This window comes from Bacillus sp. FSL R10-2201 (assembly GCF_038008665.1).
GTDB lineage: Bacteria > Bacillota > Bacilli > Bacillales > Bacillaceae_G > Bacillus_A > Bacillus_A mycoides.
Genome location: NZ_JBBOZP010000001.1, coordinates 3,202,407 through 3,219,619, shown reverse-complemented (window position 1 = coordinate 3,219,619; position 17,213 = coordinate 3,202,407). Strand labels below are relative to the sequence as shown.

The 17,213-nt window shown below is 34.8% G+C and carries 20 protein-coding genes; 18 read left to right on the top strand and 2 right to left on the bottom strand.

The genetic code is table 11. The features are described from left to right. Positions 1 to 15 precede the first annotated feature (15 nt). Positions 16 to 225, bottom strand: coding sequence for a hypothetical protein (locus NSQ69_RS16645; protein WP_002014052.1), 210 nt, complete (start codon positions 223 to 225; stop codon positions 16 to 18). Positions 226 to 309: 84 nt separating this feature from the next. Between NSQ69_RS16645 and NSQ69_RS16640 the strand changes: the two genes are divergently transcribed. The 18 genes from NSQ69_RS16640 to NSQ69_RS16555 all read left to right on the top strand — a co-directional run bounded on the left by NSQ69_RS16640 (position 310) and on the right by NSQ69_RS16555 (position 16,892). Continuing rightward, on the top strand, positions 310 to 1,059 hold the full coding sequence (locus NSQ69_RS16640) for a Nif3-like dinuclear metal center hexameric protein (RefSeq protein ID WP_341099513.1): 750 nt from the start codon (positions 310 to 312) through the stop codon (positions 1,057 to 1,059). Positions 1,060 to 1,064: 5 nt separating this feature from the next. After that, complete coding sequence (locus NSQ69_RS16635; protein WP_002014049.1) at positions 1,065 to 1,556, top strand: NUDIX hydrolase; 492 nt, start codon at positions 1,065 to 1,067, stop codon at positions 1,554 to 1,556. 111 nt (positions 1,557 to 1,667) lie between these two features. Beyond that, on the top strand, positions 1,668 to 2,507 hold the full coding sequence (locus NSQ69_RS16630; protein WP_002128328.1) for a phosphotransferase family protein: 840 nt from the start codon (positions 1,668 to 1,670) through the stop codon (positions 2,505 to 2,507). 27 nt (positions 2,508 to 2,534) lie between these two features. Continuing rightward, positions 2,535 to 3,092: a DUF7010 family protein gene (locus NSQ69_RS16625; RefSeq protein WP_002014046.1), complete on the top strand. Its 558-nt coding sequence runs from the start codon at positions 2,535 to 2,537 to the stop codon at positions 3,090 to 3,092. Between the two features lie 28 nt (positions 3,093 to 3,120). Further along, the gene (locus NSQ69_RS16620; protein WP_002167930.1) at positions 3,121 to 3,945 is read left to right on the top strand and encodes a hypothetical protein; all 825 of its coding nucleotides are present in this window, start codon (positions 3,121 to 3,123) and stop codon (positions 3,943 to 3,945) included. 16 nt (positions 3,946 to 3,961) lie between these two features. After that, positions 3,962 to 4,528: an SGNH/GDSL hydrolase family protein gene (locus NSQ69_RS16615; protein WP_341099512.1), complete on the top strand. Its 567-nt coding sequence runs from the start codon at positions 3,962 to 3,964 to the stop codon at positions 4,526 to 4,528. A 517-nt stretch (positions 4,529 to 5,045) separates the two neighbouring features. Further along, positions 5,046 to 5,441: a transcriptional regulator SpxA gene (gene spxA / locus NSQ69_RS16610; RefSeq protein WP_000236196.1), complete on the top strand. Its 396-nt coding sequence runs from the start codon at positions 5,046 to 5,048 to the stop codon at positions 5,439 to 5,441. Between the two features lie 30 nt (positions 5,442 to 5,471). Then, positions 5,472 to 5,606 (top strand): BA3454 family stress response protein, encoded by a 135-nt coding sequence (locus tag NSQ69_RS16605; RefSeq protein WP_000573513.1) that lies wholly within the window; start codon positions 5,472 to 5,474, stop codon positions 5,604 to 5,606. Positions 5,607 to 5,800: 194 nt separating this feature from the next. Further along, a complete protein-coding gene (gene saiR, locus NSQ69_RS16600) occupies positions 5,801 to 6,214 on the top strand; it encodes an Rrf2-family transcriptional regulator SaiR (protein ID WP_001083471.1) in 414 nt (137 codons plus the stop codon). 125 nt (positions 6,215 to 6,339) lie between these two features. After that, positions 6,340 to 6,675, top strand: a complete 336-nt coding sequence (locus NSQ69_RS16595) for an IDEAL domain-containing protein (RefSeq protein WP_341099510.1) — start codon at positions 6,340 to 6,342, stop codon at positions 6,673 to 6,675. A 1,154-nt stretch (positions 6,676 to 7,829) separates the two neighbouring features. Next, complete coding sequence (locus NSQ69_RS16590; RefSeq protein WP_078203920.1) at positions 7,830 to 9,149, top strand: aromatic amino acid transport family protein; 1,320 nt, start codon at positions 7,830 to 7,832, stop codon at positions 9,147 to 9,149. A 112-nt stretch (positions 9,150 to 9,261) separates the two neighbouring features. After that, on the top strand, positions 9,262 to 9,684 hold the full coding sequence (locus NSQ69_RS16585; protein ID WP_078178710.1) for a SpoIIAA family protein: 423 nt from the start codon (positions 9,262 to 9,264) through the stop codon (positions 9,682 to 9,684). 218 nt (positions 9,685 to 9,902) lie between these two features. After that, the gene (locus NSQ69_RS16580; RefSeq protein WP_002014036.1) at positions 9,903 to 10,412 is read left to right on the top strand and encodes a heme-degrading domain-containing protein; all 510 of its coding nucleotides are present in this window, start codon (positions 9,903 to 9,905) and stop codon (positions 10,410 to 10,412) included. Positions 10,413 to 10,800: 388 nt separating this feature from the next. After that, on the top strand, positions 10,801 to 12,285 hold the full coding sequence (gene zwf, locus NSQ69_RS16575) for a glucose-6-phosphate dehydrogenase (RefSeq protein WP_002165361.1): 1,485 nt from the start codon (positions 10,801 to 10,803) through the stop codon (positions 12,283 to 12,285). Positions 12,286 to 12,380: 95 nt separating this feature from the next. Next, positions 12,381 to 13,274, top strand: a complete 894-nt coding sequence (gnd, locus tag NSQ69_RS16570) for a phosphogluconate dehydrogenase (NAD(+)-dependent, decarboxylating) (RefSeq protein ID WP_002014034.1) — start codon at positions 12,381 to 12,383, stop codon at positions 13,272 to 13,274. Positions 13,275 to 13,325: 51 nt separating this feature from the next. Continuing rightward, positions 13,326 to 13,994 (top strand): fructose-6-phosphate aldolase, encoded by a 669-nt coding sequence (fsa, locus tag NSQ69_RS16565; protein ID WP_000667685.1) that lies wholly within the window; start codon positions 13,326 to 13,328, stop codon positions 13,992 to 13,994. Between the two features lie 157 nt (positions 13,995 to 14,151). Continuing rightward, positions 14,152 to 15,693, top strand: a complete 1,542-nt coding sequence (gene gntK, locus NSQ69_RS16560; RefSeq protein WP_033708043.1) for a gluconokinase — start codon at positions 14,152 to 14,154, stop codon at positions 15,691 to 15,693. A gap of 137 nt (positions 15,694 to 15,830) precedes the next feature. Then, entirely contained in the window at positions 15,831 to 16,892 is a 1,062-nt protein-coding gene (locus NSQ69_RS16555) for a lactonase family protein (protein WP_002165362.1), read from the top strand. 70 nt (positions 16,893 to 16,962) lie between these two features. Here NSQ69_RS16555 and NSQ69_RS16550 read toward each other — a convergent pair whose 3' ends face one another. Next, positions 16,963 to 17,136: a DUF1272 domain-containing protein gene (locus tag NSQ69_RS16550; protein ID WP_001162783.1), complete on the bottom strand. Its 174-nt coding sequence runs from the start codon at positions 17,134 to 17,136 to the stop codon at positions 16,963 to 16,965. Positions 17,137 to 17,213 lie beyond the last annotated feature (77 nt).

Below are 17,213 nucleotides of genomic sequence, written 5' to 3'. Positions count from 1 at the left end.
AAACTGGACTTCTTCTTACCTGTTCAACACTTCAATATACGAAGCATCCCCAGCTGTTCTAATAGTAGAGCGGAAATTATTGTTTTCTAACGTTTCAGCAACTTGTTTTAATTGCTGTGCATCATCGTGATGAATAATTAAACTATCTGCACCACTTTCTTCTATATGAATATGCTCAACATTTCCAATCGCTTCATGTATAGCTTTTAAAAATTCAGGTTTCATATTGTCCTCCTATATGTATGTAACGTCGTTAAATAGTATTTCCTTATTTTTGAAATATAAAAGTAAATGAAAGGAGAAATGAAAATGAATATAACGCAGTTCAAAGAACATATTACATCACTTTTTGAAGAGCATCTTAATAAATACGGTGATGACGAGTATGGCTTCACTCACATTAGTAAAGAGGAATTTCACAAAATAGGTTACACGACAAATTTGACGCTAGAAACAATTGAAGAAGCGTATAGAAATGGTGTCGATATGATAGTTACACATCATGCACCGTGGAGTTTTCTATTCGGTATGGAAGAGGCTTGTATTGAGAAATTAAAAGAATATGAAATGAATCATTTTTGGATTCATTTGCCGTTAGATTTTGTAAAGTTTGGCACGTGTACGTCGTTATTTAATGAAATTGGGATAGATACAATACTGGAATATTCCACGTATGAGGAAGAAGAGCTACCGGGAATAGGAGAATATAAAGAAGCGATTCCGTTTTCAAATTTAGTTGAAAAACTTGAAGAGAGAATGGAAGAGAAAGTGAAGAGCTGGAAAAATCATGACAGGCCAGTAAAACGGATTGCGATATTAACAGGTGCAGGAAACAATACAAACCTTATTGAGCGTGCGCTAGAAAAAGGTTGTGATACGTACATAACGGGAGAAAAAACATTATATACAGTGCAACATGCGAAATTTAAAGGCATCAATTTGATTGTAGGAAGCCACACATTTACAGAAGTATTTGGTGTAGAAAGTTTGGCTCGTAAGTTAAAAGAAAGAGATCGTGCAATAGAGAATATTAGATTAAATGAAGAGCATTTGGAGTGAGGGAAATGGTAACTATATGCGCAAATTATGGGGAATCAAAAGTGAGGTTAACGTGGAAAAAAGATTGTATATTGCCAGAATACGAAAGAATCACGAGTGTTCACGGTTTTTGTTTTCATAATAATAAGGTTTTACTGATAGACCATGAGCAGCGTGGTTGGGACTTTCCTGGTGGGCATATAGAAGAAGGGGAACTACCAGAAGAATGTTTTAAAAGAGAAGCGTGGGAAGAAGGTTATGTAAAAGGAGAATGTACTTTATTTGGATATATTATCGTTGACCATAGTGATAATCCAAATTGGAATGAAAATAGTCCGTATCCAAAAGTAGGGTATCAGCCGTTCTACCGGATGGAGATTAATGAAGTGCATAAGTTTGACGGTGAGTATGAATCCGATAAAAGGATGTTTGTTAGAGTAGAAGAGAGTGCAGCGTATCATTATAAATGGAATGAATTATATGATGAAATCTTGAAGGAAGCCGTTTTGATAAAATGAAAATTAATTTCTGCAATATTAAGATGTTAGAAGGGATTCTCTTGCGATTGTCAAATAATAGTAAAGTTGTCTTTTGAATTGAGGGAATCTTCGGAATTAAAGGGTGAGAGAATGGACATTTCAATAATTGCTGCACAACTAGTTAAGGAGAAAGTTATTTCAAATTATCCAAATAGCGTAAAAGCGTTGAACGGAGGAACGACAAGTACTGTATATTTGTTGGACGAAAAATATGTAGTAAAGTTGAATGAAGCGGAAGTAATACGTGAAGAAGCTAATTTTCTCTCATTTTATGAGGAGAATAGTTTATTTTCAAAGCTTTTGTATAAGGAACCTTTACATACATATTTCGTGTATTCTTTCCTTGAAGGTAATACTTCGTGTAAACAAGGATATAAACGAAGTACGCTTCGTACACTTGTAAAAGAAGTTATCAATAAGTATAAAATGGTTCCAGAGGCAGAAGGCTGGGGATGGAAAGAAAGTCCGGTTCAATGTTGGAATGAATTTTTAACGGCAAATGTGATGGAAGCTTATGAAAATGTAAGACGTTACATAAGTGAGGAAGATTATAGAATTGTTCTTAAACTAGCAAATAGGGATGCCGGAGTAAATCAGCCATTTTTATTACATGGTGATTTCGGATTTCATAATTTTATATTTCGGCAGAATAGGTTACATGGGGTAATTGATCCGTTACCTATTTTAGGAGATCCTTTATATGATTTAATTTATGCGTTCTGTTCAACTCCGGAAGATGTAACGAAAGAAACGATTGATTATGTGATGAAGCAATGTGTATTTCATAAAACAGAACGAGATTTATACGAAGAAATAGTAATAGGATTATATTTGCGTATAGATACATGTGTAAGACACCACCCGAAAGATTTAGAAGATTACTTAATAGCTTGGCGTTATTGGATGGGCGAAATTGAGCCGGCTTTATAGTACAAATAGTTTGGGGGAGATAGTGAAATGAACATAGCAGAAGCAAAACGAGATTTAGCACAAAGAACGAAAAAAGGATTTCCAGTTATAATAGCTGGTATTTTATTTTGGGTTGTAGCGAGTATAACGGGTGTTCTTCTTTCAGAAAAGCAAGTTGTGTGGGTGTATTTAATTGGTATGGGGTGTGTGTTTCCTTGCGGCCTAATGATAGCTGCCATATTAAAAATTGATATGTTTGCGAAAGGAAATCCGCTCGGGACTTTAGCAGGAGTAATTGGCGGGATAAATGTATTAAATATTCCGTTTGTGTTACTTGCCTATTTTCAATTTCCAGAGTGGTTACCTTTTGTAGTAGCGATGTTAATAGGTGTTCATTTTGTACCGTACGTATGGATTTATGAAAGTAAAAGTTATGGTTTACTGTCAGTAGGGACCGTATTCGTAACGTCAGTTTGCGGGATTCTTTTTGCTGACAATGGATTTACTGTAATTCCATTGTCAGTTACAGCTGTCTACTTACTAACTCTAATAGGTTTATTAATTGAAAATAAAAAAATAGATCATTATCAACAAAAATCAGCTTAATAAAAATATATGGATAGGGGGAATTATTATGAAAAATTTCGTTTGTACAACGTGCGGCGTACAGTATGCAGCGAGTGTGGAAGAACCGGTAAGTTGTGTTATTTGTGATGAGGAGAGACAATATGTGAATCCGAAAGGGCAGTCTTGGACGACTTTAGAAAACTTGCGAACGAGTGATACATATAAAAATGAAATAATAGAAGAAGAGCATAGACTTTATAGCATTACGACAAAACCTAAATTTGCGATCGGTCAAACAGCATTTGTCATAAAAACAGATTCCTATCGTTTATTATGGGATTGTATTACTTATTTAGATGAAACGACAATTGGGAAGATAAAAGAGTGGGGCGGGTTAGATGCGATTGCACTATCTCATCCTCATTATTATTCGATACAAGTAGAATGGGCAGAAACGTTTGATGTACCAATTTATATACATGAAGACGATAAAGAGTGGGTAGTACGCCCGAGTAGTCGTATTATTTATTGGTCTGGTGAGTCTTTACAATTAGCGGACGGAATTACTATTCATCGTCTCGGAGGACATTTTAGCGGCGGTTCTGTATTACATTGGGAAGAAGGAAATGATGGGAAAGGTATTTTATTAACAGGTGATATTATTCAAGTCGTAGCGGATCAGCAGTGGGTGAGTTTCATGTACAGCTATCCAAACTTAATTCCATTGCCAGCGAGAAAAGTGGAGGAAATGGCGAATCGAGTGAAGCCATTACAGTTTAATCGTTTATATAATGCTTTTCACGGAGTAGTGAAAGAGAATGCAAATGAGGCAGTGGAACGTTCTGCTGAAAGATATATTAAGGCGGTAGAAGGAAAGTTATTTCGTACGTGAAAGGAGAATTAGCTCTATGAAAACGTTAGTATGCTTCGGTGATAGTATTACAGCTGATGAAACGTTTTTTGATGGAACGCCAAGGTTAACACCGCGTCTGCAAGAGATGTTTCCAAATTGGAAGGTGGTAAATGCGGGGGGTCCGGGCGATAATACGTTCGATGCGTTACATAGGGTTGAAGATGATGTACTATCACATAAACCAGACTTTGTAACAGTTTTTCTTGGTACGAATGATTCGGTGTTATTTGATCCAGTGCCATTACAATCTTACAAAGAAAATTTAGAGAAAATTGTAAGTGCGATTTCATCAGAAAAAGTATTACTTATTAGTCCTGCACCAGTTGATGAAGCAAGGCAATATAATAGAACGAATGAAGTACTCGGTCAATATGCAAATGTGGTTGAGGAAGTGGCGAAAGAAACAGGAAGTCATTTTCTAAATTTGTACGCTGAAATGATTCAAGAAAAGGATTATAAGAGATTTGTAGAAGATGATGAAAAGGAAGGTTTACACTTCGGACCACAAGGTTATGAATATTTAGCGAAGTTAATTTGTGAAAAGTTAAAAGGGATTTTGTAGGAAGCAAAGCGTGGGCGCTTTGCTTTTTTGTTCGCGTATTTCCTCCTACAATGCAGTAGCTTTTATTATGCTAATTATATTTCATAGTAGCACATGTAAGAATGAAATGAATAAAGTGAAATATAATTAGACCTTACCAATTGGGTTATTAAGGGGAGCCCGACTTCGACCTAACTTTTTTGCTCTTGCCAAATTTTGAGGCGGTGCACTCAAATAGCGGGATAAAATGTACTTTAAAGAGGTGGTTAGCCGTAACACTATGAGACATTCGTACAAAAGAAAATGATTTGTTCCACTAATGGAATGTATCCAAGACTTAACAGTTGATTAATTGAACTGTAAAGTTTAAAATTACAGTATAGTTTTTAGAAGTGAGTTGCTATTTTTTGTGAAAAACAGATAAATTAAATATTCTCGAATGAATAATATAACGTGTATTTCATTCTGAACTGTAATTTTTTTTAATACATTTCAATAATCTATATAATAATTTAAAAAGTAAAGGAGTGTGTAAAATATGGTGATTTTATATACGACAGCAAGCTGTAGTTCATGCCGAAAAGCAAAAGCATGGCTTGAAGAACATCAAATTGATTATACCGAAAAAAATATCGTATCAAATTCTCTTACAGTCGATGAACTTAAATCCATTCTTCGTTTAACTGAAGATGGTGCTACTGAAATTATTTCAACTAGATCTAAAACTTTTCAGGAATTAAATATAAATATTGAGGCGCTTTCGCTTAATGAGTTTTATAAATTAATAATTGAGTATCCTCAAATGTTACGTCGTCCAATTATGCTGGATGAAAAAAGATTACAGGTTGGTTTTAATGAGGAAGAAATTCGCAAATTTTTACCGCGTAGCGTTCGAACATTTTTGAATATAGAATTGCAAAAAATGGCTAATTAATAAGTAATATTTTGAAAGGAGGAAACAGAAGTGATTGAAGTATGTGTTACAGTTAATTATAAAGATAGAAACTATCACACAAATGTTATTGTGAGTAAAGATACGATTTGGACAAAAATTAAACAATTGGCAGAAGAACAAGTTAAGAAACAGTGGACTGTTTAAATTTATTTGCAACTTAAAAAGCTAAATGAAGTTAGGAGATATAGGGGAGTTCTGATAGAATATAAAGGAATTTATTTTTTCATGCTAAGCATGCTTCTTATATATTTTAACGTTTGACTAACCTATCTGTAATATTTATGGCTACAGTATGTTACTAAACGAGAAATCATATTTTTTATCGTAGGAGGACAACAATGAACAGCGACTTTACCTTGGCCATTCACAGTTTAACTTATTTAGCTTTACAGCCAGATCGGATGTCAACAAGTAATGCTATTTCCGAAAGTGCAGGTGTTCATCCAGTACGCATTCGCAAAGTGCTAAGTTTGTTAAAAAAACATAAGTTTATACAATCAAAAGAGGGAACGGGTGGAGGTTTTATTTTTGCCCGTGATTTAAGTGAAATTAATCTTTGGAATATGTATCAAATAACCTCTGAAGGGGCATTGCAGCCGAAGTGTCCAGAATCAAATGATCAGTGTATTGTAGGTTCGAACATGCGGAAAGTTCTTTTTGCTATTTTCTTAGGTGCGGAAGAACATCTAGGTGAATATTTAAAGAATTATACAATGAAAGAAGTTGTTGATCTTATTAATCAAGAACGTTAAGCGGCTTAATTATTATGTAGCCGTGAGTTCTTAAAAAATAAATGTAATAAAAAACATTACAGTTTAAATTGGTTTTTATATCTTTTTTATCGTTACAAAAAATATTTATAAGCAGGTGAAAAAGTATGATGTCAAATAATAATCATGTTTTAAAAGTGGGAGATTGGGTTCGTGGAATATCAAATGAGGGTGAATTCATAGTTGGTTACATTGTATCACTTGATGAAGTGGGAGCTGTAGTTACAGTTAGCATTGTGAAACGTGACGACAAGTACACAATGAACGAAGCGATTTTACTCTTTAGTAAACATGTTAACAAACTCCCTGAATCAAAGGTAATAAATAAGGAGCAAATCCTTTATCTTATAGACCTTGCATTATTAACAGGGGATGAAGAATGGTTTATTGAGCTCTCTGCAAAATTAAACTTGATAAAAGAGCTAGTTAATGAGGGGTTTTAAAGATTACATTATTCGTTTTTAATAGGTTGGATCGTGCAATAAGCAATAATATCATCTAAAAGGAAATGAAATAAAACCCATTCAATACAAACATAGAAATATCCCTGAAGAAGAGTTGAAAAAACTAAAATTAAGATGACATTGAAGTGATTCGTTTGCCCACTCCTAACAATGATAATGATGTAAATAAGCTGTCCATATGGGCAGCTTATTTTATTTTTTCGTTTAGCGAAGATTTTTGCAAAATGTTAGCGGTTCTCTTATTGTCATCAAGTTAAAATATGTATTTTCCTAAAAATGTATATGAATGCAATATTGATAATATATAACCTAAAAATTGGTTTATGTATTTAAAAAGAAATTTCTTTTTAACCACGTTAATTATTTATTAGAATATCTTTTTTAAGTCAAAATAAAATTTTTAGATAAAGAAGAATATAAATATTTTTAAAATGAGTAGCTTGAATAAACAATATTTTACTGTGTTTTTTGCTGATTAATTCCGTTATAAGCGATAGGAACAAGGGTTGCATGCTAACTGTAAATTATTATCCATGTAAAATTATATCCATTAAATATTTCTGGAAATATAAAAATATTAATTTTATAAATATACACGTTATAATGAGGGCGTCGAGAGAAATTTTATGATCTCTGGAGAAAATATAAAAAATGCGATTAATAGAAAGAAAGGCGTGTGATTAGAGGCGAAATGTATGTAAAGTGCTTCAGTGGCTTGTGTAATCAATACCATAAATGCTGCCGAAGTTATGAAAGTGATGTATAGAATTGAGAAAGAAATGCCTCATAAATGAAGAGAGGCCGGTTTATCTAAAATTACTGTTACAAGTAAGTAAGAGAAACCATTAAAGTAACACACTGTTATTAGAAATGTTGCAACGTATTTATGAAGTCTATTCAATATTGTTCTCTTAAGCGGTCTTTATATAAAGAGCGGATAGTACGAGTAAACTTTTTTGTGAACGCTAACATTTATGTTAGGACGCTAACTAGCGAATGTTTCAATTTGGATTCATTATGATGAAGGACATACAATGTGGGGCAACTTGTAAGGAATTTATTTTCCGAAAAAAGGGAATGTTCGTTAGCTATAAAGAGATACGCAAGAATAGGATACAAGGGGGAGTTATTATATGAACGGGAATACTGCAAAGAAAATAGAAGTTCAAGCTGAAAATATCGCACTAGAAAATGAGCAATATGCAGATCCGAAAAAGTGGCATAAGCAGGATACTACATGGGCATTGAGCCTATTTGGAACTGCAATTGGAGCAGGGGTGCTCTTTTTACCGATTAATGCAGGTTCAGGTGGTTTATTATCATTACTACTAATTACATTGCTTGCATATCCAGTTATGTATTACTCACATAGGGCACTTGCTAAAATGATATACGCTTCTAATTCTGCTGATGAGGGGATCACAGGTACAATTAGAGAGTATTTCGGAAATAAAGCAAGTATCATTTTTAACATCGTATATTTCGGTTCAATTTATACAATCGTGCTAATGTATTCGGTTGCGCTTACAAATACTGCAAGTAGTTTTATCGTGCATCAATTGCACATGCCAGAGCCTCCAAGGGCTATTTTATCACTTGTATTAGTTCTTGGTCTTATCGCTATACTGAATTTTGGTCAAGATATTACTGTAAAGATCATGAGTATGCTAGTGTATCCTTTCATAGCTTCTCTACTTTTTATCGCAATATCTTTAATTCCACAGTGGAATACGTCAATGCTTAGCTTTTCAACTGTTTCTACTGCTTCAACAGGAACAGGATATTTTGGAACGATACTGTTGATTCTACCAATCATCGTATTCTCATTTAATCATTCACCTATGATTTCATCATTTGTTGTAAAACAGAGAGCTACGTATGGAATAGAAGCTACTGATGCTAAATGTGCGCAAATACAAAAAGTTTGTTATATCATGACATTCGCTGTAGTTATGTTCTTCGTTTGGAGTAGTACATTAAGCTTGACTCCAGAGGATTTAAAAATGGCAAAAGAGCAAAACTTATCAATCCTTTCATATCTTGCTAATGAGCTTAATTCACCTGTAATCACGATTGCAGCTCCAATCATTGCTTTTGTGGCTATTACAAAATCTTTCCTTGGCCATTATATCGGAGCATTTGAAGTAATGCGTGACATGATTATTAAGTTCGGTAAATCACGTGGGAAAGTTATTGAAGAAAAAACAATTAAGACAATCGTCCTTACTTTTGTTGTATTGTCATGCTGGTTTGTTGCTTATACAAATCCAAGTATTCTTGGACTTATTGATTCTCTAAGCGGTCCATTAGTTGCTGCTATCTTATGTCTATTACCGATGTATGCAATCAATAAAGTACCAGTACTAGCTAAATACAAAGGGAAAATGAGTAACGTATTTGTTATTATTGTAGGTGTACTTACTGTTTTAGCAAGTATTAAATCATTATTCTAATTCACGATTGTTAGTTCTAATGCAAAATAAAATAGAACGATTTTGGGACAGACTTCTCCGTTTGGAGAGTTTGTCCTTTTTTAATGCGTAACAATTTTATCTTATTGATTTTATGAGATATTTCCGCATAATTGTAACTAAGGGAGATGATTCCAAGTTGAGTAAGCTGAATATAAGCACAACAGTTTCAGGAGATATAATTGTTACCCATCTTATTGGCAAGATTAAAACAGATGATGTTTATGAATGGTTTAATGGCTTCGAGCAGGTTTGTCAGCAATTCATTTCCGAGGGTCGGAAATACAAATTGCTGGTAGATAGAAAAGGGTACACGCCAGATCATTTTTCTGTTCAAAAAGCATGGAAAGATAAGTTTTTCAATGAAACGATTTTGAATCACAGTAAGGCAATTGCTTTTCTCCTTGAAGAAGGGGAGATACTGAATTATTTACAACAGTCCAATACAAAAGAATCTGTGAAATTTTTTGATGATTATGAACAAGCATTAGTTTGGTTGAATGGATATCCCATATGAAATTGTTAGCGAACCAGTTGCCTAAGTAACTGGTTTTTTTATGCTTGTAAGAAATATCCGGAAGAAAACTTCTATACGAGATGTTTAGTACGAAAGGACATACTTTTTTAAGGCGTTAAATATAATTCATAATAGCACCAAGAAGAAAAGAATACGCTTTACGGTATTAGTTATATGGAAAGGCCGTACGATAGAGTCACAGAAATTCAAAAATATCAATGTGGCATAAAGTGAGTAAGGGGGATAAACATATGAGCGCTTCAAATTTGAATGAAATAAGTAAGCAAATTTTAATAGAGGAGGAAACACTTCAATTTTCCTCTTTTACAAATGAAGATGCACTGCAAATAGGTTTATTTATCGTTGAAACGGCGAGGCAAGAAGGGAAATTGATTGCTGTTGATATAGCGAAAAATGGTGTGCAACTATTTCATTTCAAGATGACAGGGACAACTGCGGAAAATACGCAATGGATTGAGCGTAAAAAACGAGTTGTTTCTTTGCATAATCATAGCTCGTATTATATGCAGATACAAAGTGAAATAACGGGCGTTCCATATAATGAAAAGTATCTTTTAGATAGGTCGGATTATGCTGCGTTTGGTGGCTGTGTTCCTGTCCAAATAAAAGATGTAGGAGTTATTGGAATGATAACAGTTTCAGGATTACCACCAGAAGAGGATCATGAATTAGTTATAAGGGCAGTTAAAAATCATTTGAAACAATAGTAAAAAGGCAAAATCGAACAAGAATATGTTCGGTCTTGCCTTTTTATTATTCAGTTCATGAACATATTTCTAATAAGATGTTACGGAATTAAAATTTTTAATTCGAGACACTTTTCTTGACGATTATAATCTATGTAGTTAATATGATAGACGTAACGTAATTAAATTACTAAAAGTAATTAAGTTATTTTATATAAGTTAAAGTAAGTAAGTAGCATGTGGTAAAAATGCTTTGAATTGCCACTATTAATATTGGGGACAATTAGAAAGCGACAAATATAAAAAATTAGAAGTTAAGAAGTAAGGTTGGATCAAAAATAATAGTAGCTTCTGTACAATGCATTTTTACTAAGGTGACAATGACTATACATCACGAGGGGGACTGAAATTGGAATCAATGACCTTTGTTTTATTTGGAGCAACAGGAGATTTAGCTAAAAGAAAAATTTACCCCGCGCTATATAACTTATATAGAGATCAAAAGATTCCAAAGCCAATATCCGTTATTGGGCTTGGAAGACGTGAAGTATCTCATTTAGATTTTCAAAAAAGAGTAAAAGAATCCATAGACACTTTTTCTCGTCGCAAAGATGAAGGTACTCCGAAAATAGAAGATTTTTTAGAGTATTTTCGTTATTGTCCCTTAGATGTGAATAAGCCAGAAGATTATAAAAGGTTATTACAAGTAGTTCGTGAAAGGGAAGAAGAACAAAATATACAAGGGAATAGAATGTTCTACCTTTCAGTTACTCCTGACTTCTTTGAGACCATTGCTTTAAATATTAAGGAAAGTGGACTCGATGGAACGGATGGATGGAAGCGCCTGATGATTGAGAAACCGTTTGGTCATGATCTTACATCTGCCCGAGAGCTGAATGATAAGCTTAGTCGAACGTTTGAAGAAGACGAAATATACCGTATTGATCATTATTTAGGTAAACCGATGATTCAAAACATTGAAGCACTTGAATTTGCAAATCCTGTTCTCCAATCGATTTGGAATAAAGAACATATAGCGAATGTACAAATAACAGCTAGTGAAACGGTTGGGGTAGAAGAAAGGGCAGCATATTATGATCATGCAGGAGCCATTCGCGATATGGTTCAAAATCATATGTTGCAAATATTAATGATGACTGCTATGAATCTGCCGGAAAAGATAAATGCATGTGAAATTCGTGAGGAAAAACGAAAGGTAATGGAAACTCTTCGTAAAGTGAAAAAAGAAGACGTTCAGAACCATATCATTCGCGGACAGTATGCTTCAGGAGAGATAAAAGGACAACAAGTTGTAGCGTATAGAGAGGAACCAGGAGTAAATCCTTCTTCTCAAACAGATACATATGTTGCGGCTCGCTTATGGATTGATAACCCATTTTGGACTGATGTTCCTTTTTACATACGAACAGGAAAAAGAATGAAAGAAAAGTCTACTCGTATTGTAATTGAGTTTAAAAATACATTAAAACAGCAATATCAAGATAGTAATCCAAATGCAGAGCCTAATTTGTTAATCATTGAAATTAGCCCAAATGAAAATGTTTCACTCCAATTAAATAGTAAAAATCCATTGAACAATGGAGAGCTAGAACCGATCCGTATTCATTTTACTTGTGAGCAAACAGGAGTGGGAATACCTGAAGCCTACGAAAGGCTTATCTATGATGCTGTATGTGGAGATTCTACATTCTTTGCACACTGGAGAGAGGTTGAATTGTCATGGGAATGGGTGCAGCCAATCCTTGAAGCGTTCGAAGAAAACTTGTTACCTTTTCATGAATATGAGTCTGGCTCGTATGGTCCGGATGCTGCTCATGCTCTATTACAAGAAAGTGAATTTAAATGGTGGTTAGATGAGGGATTGAAAAAATAAGTACATTCTTATAAGTAAAGCAATATGACAAAAGATATTCATCATTTTATTAACATGTATTTATGATGAAAGGTAATTCAAGGAGGAATTGTATTATGAGAGTAGGATTAATTGGTTTAGGTAAAATGGGATTAAATTTAGGGAAGAATTTAATTGATCATAAACATGAAGTAGCTGCATTCGATTTAAATACGAGTGCAGTGGAAGAAATGAAAGCGTATGGGGCTACAGGTACGTCTAGTTTAAACGAACTTGTTCAATCATTAGAATCACCAAGAATTCTATGGGTTATGGTTCCGCACGCTGTTGTTGATTCTGTTATTAATGAGGTTACACCGCTGTTATCAAAAGGAGATATTTTAATTGAAGCTGGGAATTCACATTATAAAGAGTCTATTCGCCGATATGAGCAACTAAAGACAGATGGCATTCACTTTATGGATGCAGGAACTTCTGGCGGAATGGAAGGTGCTCGTAATGGTGCTTGTTACATGATCGGAGGAGATCAAGAAGCTTGGGACATCGTTGAACCTATTTTCCGAGATACAGCTGTAGAAAATGGATTCTTATATGCAGGAAAAGCTGGTAGTGGTCACTTTTTAAAAATGATTCACAACGGAATTGAATACGGAATGATGGCTGCCATTGGTGAAGGATTTGAGGTTTTAGAGAAGAGTGAATTTGACTACGATTATGAAAAAGTATCAAGAGTATGGAACAACGGTTCAGTCATTCGTTCATGGTTAATGGAATTAACTGAAAATGCATTTTCTAAAGATGCAAAACTGGATGAAATTAAGGGCGTTATGCATTCTTCTGGTGAAGGAAAATGGACAGTAGAAACAGCATTAGACCTTCAAACAGCAACTCCTGTTATCGCAATGTCTCTATTAATGCGCTACCGCTCATTAGACAATGATACATTTACAGGAAAAGTTGTAGCAGCACTGCGCAATGAATTTGGCGGACATGCAGTAGAAAAGAAATAAAAATTTTAAAATTATAACTCGTTAGCGTTTAAAAAATGGAGGGAATGAATCATGAAGTTTTTTATTGATACTGCAAATCTTGAGGACATAAAAAAGGCATATAAACTAGGGGTTTTAGCTGGCGTTACAACGAATCCTTCTTTAGTAGCGAAAGAGGGCATTAAGTTTGAAGACCGTATTGCAGAAATTTGTCAGGCAGTACCTAACGTTGAATCTGTTTCGGCAGAAGTAACTCCAGATGTTGTTGCAGCTGAAGAAATGATCTCTCAAGCAGAAGAACTAATTAAAATTAACGGTGGTGATAAAAACATCACGATAAAACTTCCGATGACACTAGCAGGATTAGAAGCTTGCCGCTACCTTACTGAAAAAGGTGTGAAAACGAACGTTACACTTATTTTCACTGTGAACCAAGCTCTTTTAGCTGCTCGAGCAGGTGCAACGTACGTCTCTCCATTTTTAGGACGCTTAGATGATATTTCTGAAGATGGCGTATTATTAGTTGCTAAAATTGCTGAATTATTCGATGTTCATCAATTAGATACACAAATTATTGCGGCTTCTGTCAGACACCCAGACCATGTCACTCGTGTAGCGATGGCAGGTGCTCACATTGCAACAATTCCTTATAAAGTCATTGAACAACTTGCTATGCACCCATTAACAGATCAAGGTATTGAAAAGTTTGCTGCGGATTGGGCGAAAGCGCCTAAGTTATAATGAAATGAAGATTTCACTTTTCAAAATAGCACTATAGTTATGAAAAGGACCTCCTTATGAGAGAGAAGTTTATTAAAACGTAGCTCTCATAAGGGAGCGTCTTTTTTGTATACATCATGGTGCTCTTTTGTTATAGGAATAATTTGAAAGGGGTTACATAGTGAGCTCGAAATATATGATTGGTGTAGATATTGGGACAACTAGTACAAAATCAGTTTTGTTTTCGATTGATGGATCAGTTATTGCAAGTCATGGGATTGAATATCCTTTATATTCTCCCGCACCAGAAACAGCAGAACAAGATCCAGAAGAGATTTTTCAAGCGGTCATACATACGATTAAAGAAACTATACAATCAAGTAATGTGCAGCCAGTTGATATTCTTTGTGTTTCTTTTAGTTCGGCAATGCATAGTGTCATTGCTGTAGACGAAGCAGGGAAGCCGTTAACGAGATGTATCACTTGGGCAGATAATAGAAGCGCAAGCTGGGCAGAAAAAATAAAGAATGATATGAATGGTCATGAAATTTACCTTCGTACTGGAACACCAATCCATCCTATGTCACCACTTTCGAAATTAGTTTGGCTTAAGAATGAACATGATGAGTTGTTTGCAAAAAGCTATAAATTCATCTCTATTAAAGAGTATGTTTTCTATAAGTTATTTAAGGAATATGTAATTGATTATTCTATTGCATCAGCAACAGGAATGTTCAATTTGAAATTTTTAAAATGGGATGAGGCAGCTCTTCGTGTCGCAGGAATTACCGATAAAAAGCTATCTACAGTTGTTCCAACGACGCACAGTTTAATAGGGATAAATGAAGAACTTGCAAGAGAGATGAATGTACTTGTTACTACTCCTTTTATAATCGGTGCGAGTGATGGGGTACTATCGAATTTAGGTGTAAATGCAATAGAACCTGGAGTAGTTGCTATTACAATTGGTACGAGCGGTGCAGTGCGAGTTGTCACAAATCATCCTGTAACGGATCCGAAAGGTAGGACTTTTTGTTATGCGTTAACTGAGGACCTTTGGGTAATTGGTGGACCGGTTAATAATGGTGGTATGATTTTTAGGTGGGTTCGCGACCAATTATGTACGTTAGAAGTTGAGCATGGGAAGCGTTTAGGAAAAGATCCATATGAAGTGCTTACGGAAATAGCGGCAAAAGTGAATCCTGGATCTGATGGTTTATTATTTCATCCGTATTTAGCAGGCGAAAGAGCTCCTTTATGGAATGCAAATGCGCGGGGATCTTTCTTTGGGCTTGGACTACATCATAAGAAAGAGCATCTTATACGTGCTGTTTTAGAGGGAATCATTTATAACTTGTATACAGTTCTTCTTGCGTTAAAAGAACTAATTGGCGAACCGAAAAAAATTCAAGCGACAGGTGGTTTTGCAAGGTCAGAACTTTGGAGACAGATGATGGCAGATATTTTTCATCAAGACGTATACGTTCCTGAAAGTTTCGAAAGCTCTTGCCTAGGAGCGGCAATCCTCGGTTTATATAGCTTAGGTGAAGTAGATACATTACATGTAGTTTCTAATATGGTAGGTGCCAATTTTTATCATGAGCCAAACATGGAAAGTGTGGAGAAATATAAAGATTTAACACCGATCTATATTCGTTTGGCCCGTCACTTGGAAGAAGAATATGAAAGTATAGCAGCTTTTCAGAAAAAGTGGGTTTAGAGGCTATTTGGCAGAAAAATATGGTAGCGTATAAAGAGGTACTCCGATTTTTTAGGATATTCTTTCAATGAATAATAGTTTTAGGTTGCTTAGTAAGAAGTGTGATGAACAAAAACTATAGGGAGAGGGTTATGAAAATGACGGATAACAAAGAGTTTATTGGATATGTTGGAACTTACACGAAAGAAAATAGTGAAGGAATATATACTTTTACTTTACATACGGAAGCGCAAAAAGTTAGTAATGTAACACTTGCGGCTAAGCTGGATAACCCTACATATGTAACGATTAGCAAAAATAATCAATATCTCTATTCTGTTGTAAAAGAAGGAGAAGCTGGTGGTGTAGCTGCTTATTTGATTAATAGTCATACTGGAGAGCTAGAGGAACAAAATAGACAAGTAGTAGAAGGGGCTTCTCCTTGTCATATTAGTGTGGATAGTGGAAATCAAACGGTAGTTACAGCGAATTACCATAAAGGAACGATTGAGTCTTTTGAAGTAGATGAAGAAAATGGAACTGTAAATCCTGCTTCATCTATTATGGCACATGAAGGTTTAGGTCCAAATAAAGAAAGACAAGAAAAACCACATGCACATTACGCGGGATATACTCCTGATGAAAAATATGTGGTAGGTGTTGATTTAGGGATTGATAAAATAATTACATATGGAATAAAAGATAGTACATTAAAAGAAGTGAATAGCTTGTCTGTGAACCCAGGAAGCGGTCCGAGACATATTGCTTTTCATCCAAATGGAAAGTACGCTTATGTGATGACTGAACTTAGTTCGGAAGTCATTGTGTTAACATATTATCCGGAAGAAGGATCCTTTACAGAGTTGCAGTATATTTCTACAGTTCCAAAAGAATTTGATGGAAATAGTCAAGGAAGTGCTATTCATATTTCTTCTGATGGCCGTTTTGTATATGCGGCGAATCGTGGGTATAATAGTATCGCTGTTTTCAGTGTAAATCAAAACTCAGGTGAACTTACATTTGTTGCACATACATCTACAGAAGGAAATTGGCCGAGGGACTTTGTGTTAGATCCTACTGGAAAATTTCTTATTGCTACAAATGAAAAGTCACATAATCTTGTGCTATTTTCAAGAAATGAAACGACAGGGAAGTTAACACTGTTACAATCTGATGTTGTTGTACCAGAGCCTGTTTGTGTTAAGTTTTTAAATGTTTAATTTGTGATTGGTAGAATTTCTATATACCCCAGAAACAGAAAAAAGCAAAGCGATATCGCTTTGCTTTTTTCTATTTCTTCTTCGGTCTACGTACTAACTCGCCGCCACAATTTGGGCAAACGTTTTGTCTTTCCTCTGTACATGGTGCACAAAATGTACATTCATACACGCATATGTATGCTTCAGAATCAGGCTGAAGGGAATGGTCGCAAATTTGACAGTTTGTTTTCATTTCTAATGCCATCGTAATCCTCCTCGTTATTTGAAAGTTCTTAATTTAATTATAATTAATATTGTAGTGGGTGTCCTTTTTAAATGAAA

Coding starts and splice junctions, on each gene's coding strand:
- NSQ69_RS16645 (WP_002014052.1), bottom strand. CDS start 225: ATGAAACCTGAATTTTTAAAAGCTATACATGAAGCGATTGGAAATGTT.
- NSQ69_RS16640 (WP_341099513.1), top strand. CDS start 310: ATGAATATAACGCAGTTCAAAGAACATATTACATCACTTTTTGAAGAG.
- NSQ69_RS16635 (WP_002014049.1), top strand. CDS start 1,065: ATGGTAACTATATGCGCAAATTATGGGGAATCAAAAGTGAGGTTAACG.
- NSQ69_RS16630 (WP_002128328.1), top strand. CDS start 1,668: ATGGACATTTCAATAATTGCTGCACAACTAGTTAAGGAGAAAGTTATT.
- NSQ69_RS16625 (WP_002014046.1), top strand. CDS start 2,535: ATGAACATAGCAGAAGCAAAACGAGATTTAGCACAAAGAACGAAAAAA.
- NSQ69_RS16620 (WP_002167930.1), top strand. CDS start 3,121: ATGAAAAATTTCGTTTGTACAACGTGCGGCGTACAGTATGCAGCGAGT.
- NSQ69_RS16615 (WP_341099512.1), top strand. CDS start 3,962: ATGAAAACGTTAGTATGCTTCGGTGATAGTATTACAGCTGATGAAACG.
- spxA (WP_000236196.1), top strand. CDS start 5,046: ATGGTGATTTTATATACGACAGCAAGCTGTAGTTCATGCCGAAAAGCA.
- saiR (WP_001083471.1), top strand. CDS start 5,801: ATGAACAGCGACTTTACCTTGGCCATTCACAGTTTAACTTATTTAGCT.
- NSQ69_RS16595 (WP_341099510.1), top strand. CDS start 6,340: ATGATGTCAAATAATAATCATGTTTTAAAAGTGGGAGATTGGGTTCGT.
- NSQ69_RS16590 (WP_078203920.1), top strand. CDS start 7,830: ATGAACGGGAATACTGCAAAGAAAATAGAAGTTCAAGCTGAAAATATC.
- NSQ69_RS16585 (WP_078178710.1), top strand. CDS start 9,262: ATGAGATATTTCCGCATAATTGTAACTAAGGGAGATGATTCCAAGTTG.
- NSQ69_RS16580 (WP_002014036.1), top strand. CDS start 9,903: ATGTGGCATAAAGTGAGTAAGGGGGATAAACATATGAGCGCTTCAAAT.
- gnd (WP_002014034.1), top strand. CDS start 12,381: ATGAGAGTAGGATTAATTGGTTTAGGTAAAATGGGATTAAATTTAGGG.
- fsa (WP_000667685.1), top strand. CDS start 13,326: ATGAAGTTTTTTATTGATACTGCAAATCTTGAGGACATAAAAAAGGCA.
- NSQ69_RS16555 (WP_002165362.1), top strand. CDS start 15,831: ATGACGGATAACAAAGAGTTTATTGGATATGTTGGAACTTACACGAAA.
- NSQ69_RS16550 (WP_001162783.1), bottom strand. CDS start 17,136: ATGGCATTAGAAATGAAAACAAACTGTCAAATTTGCGACCATTCCCTT.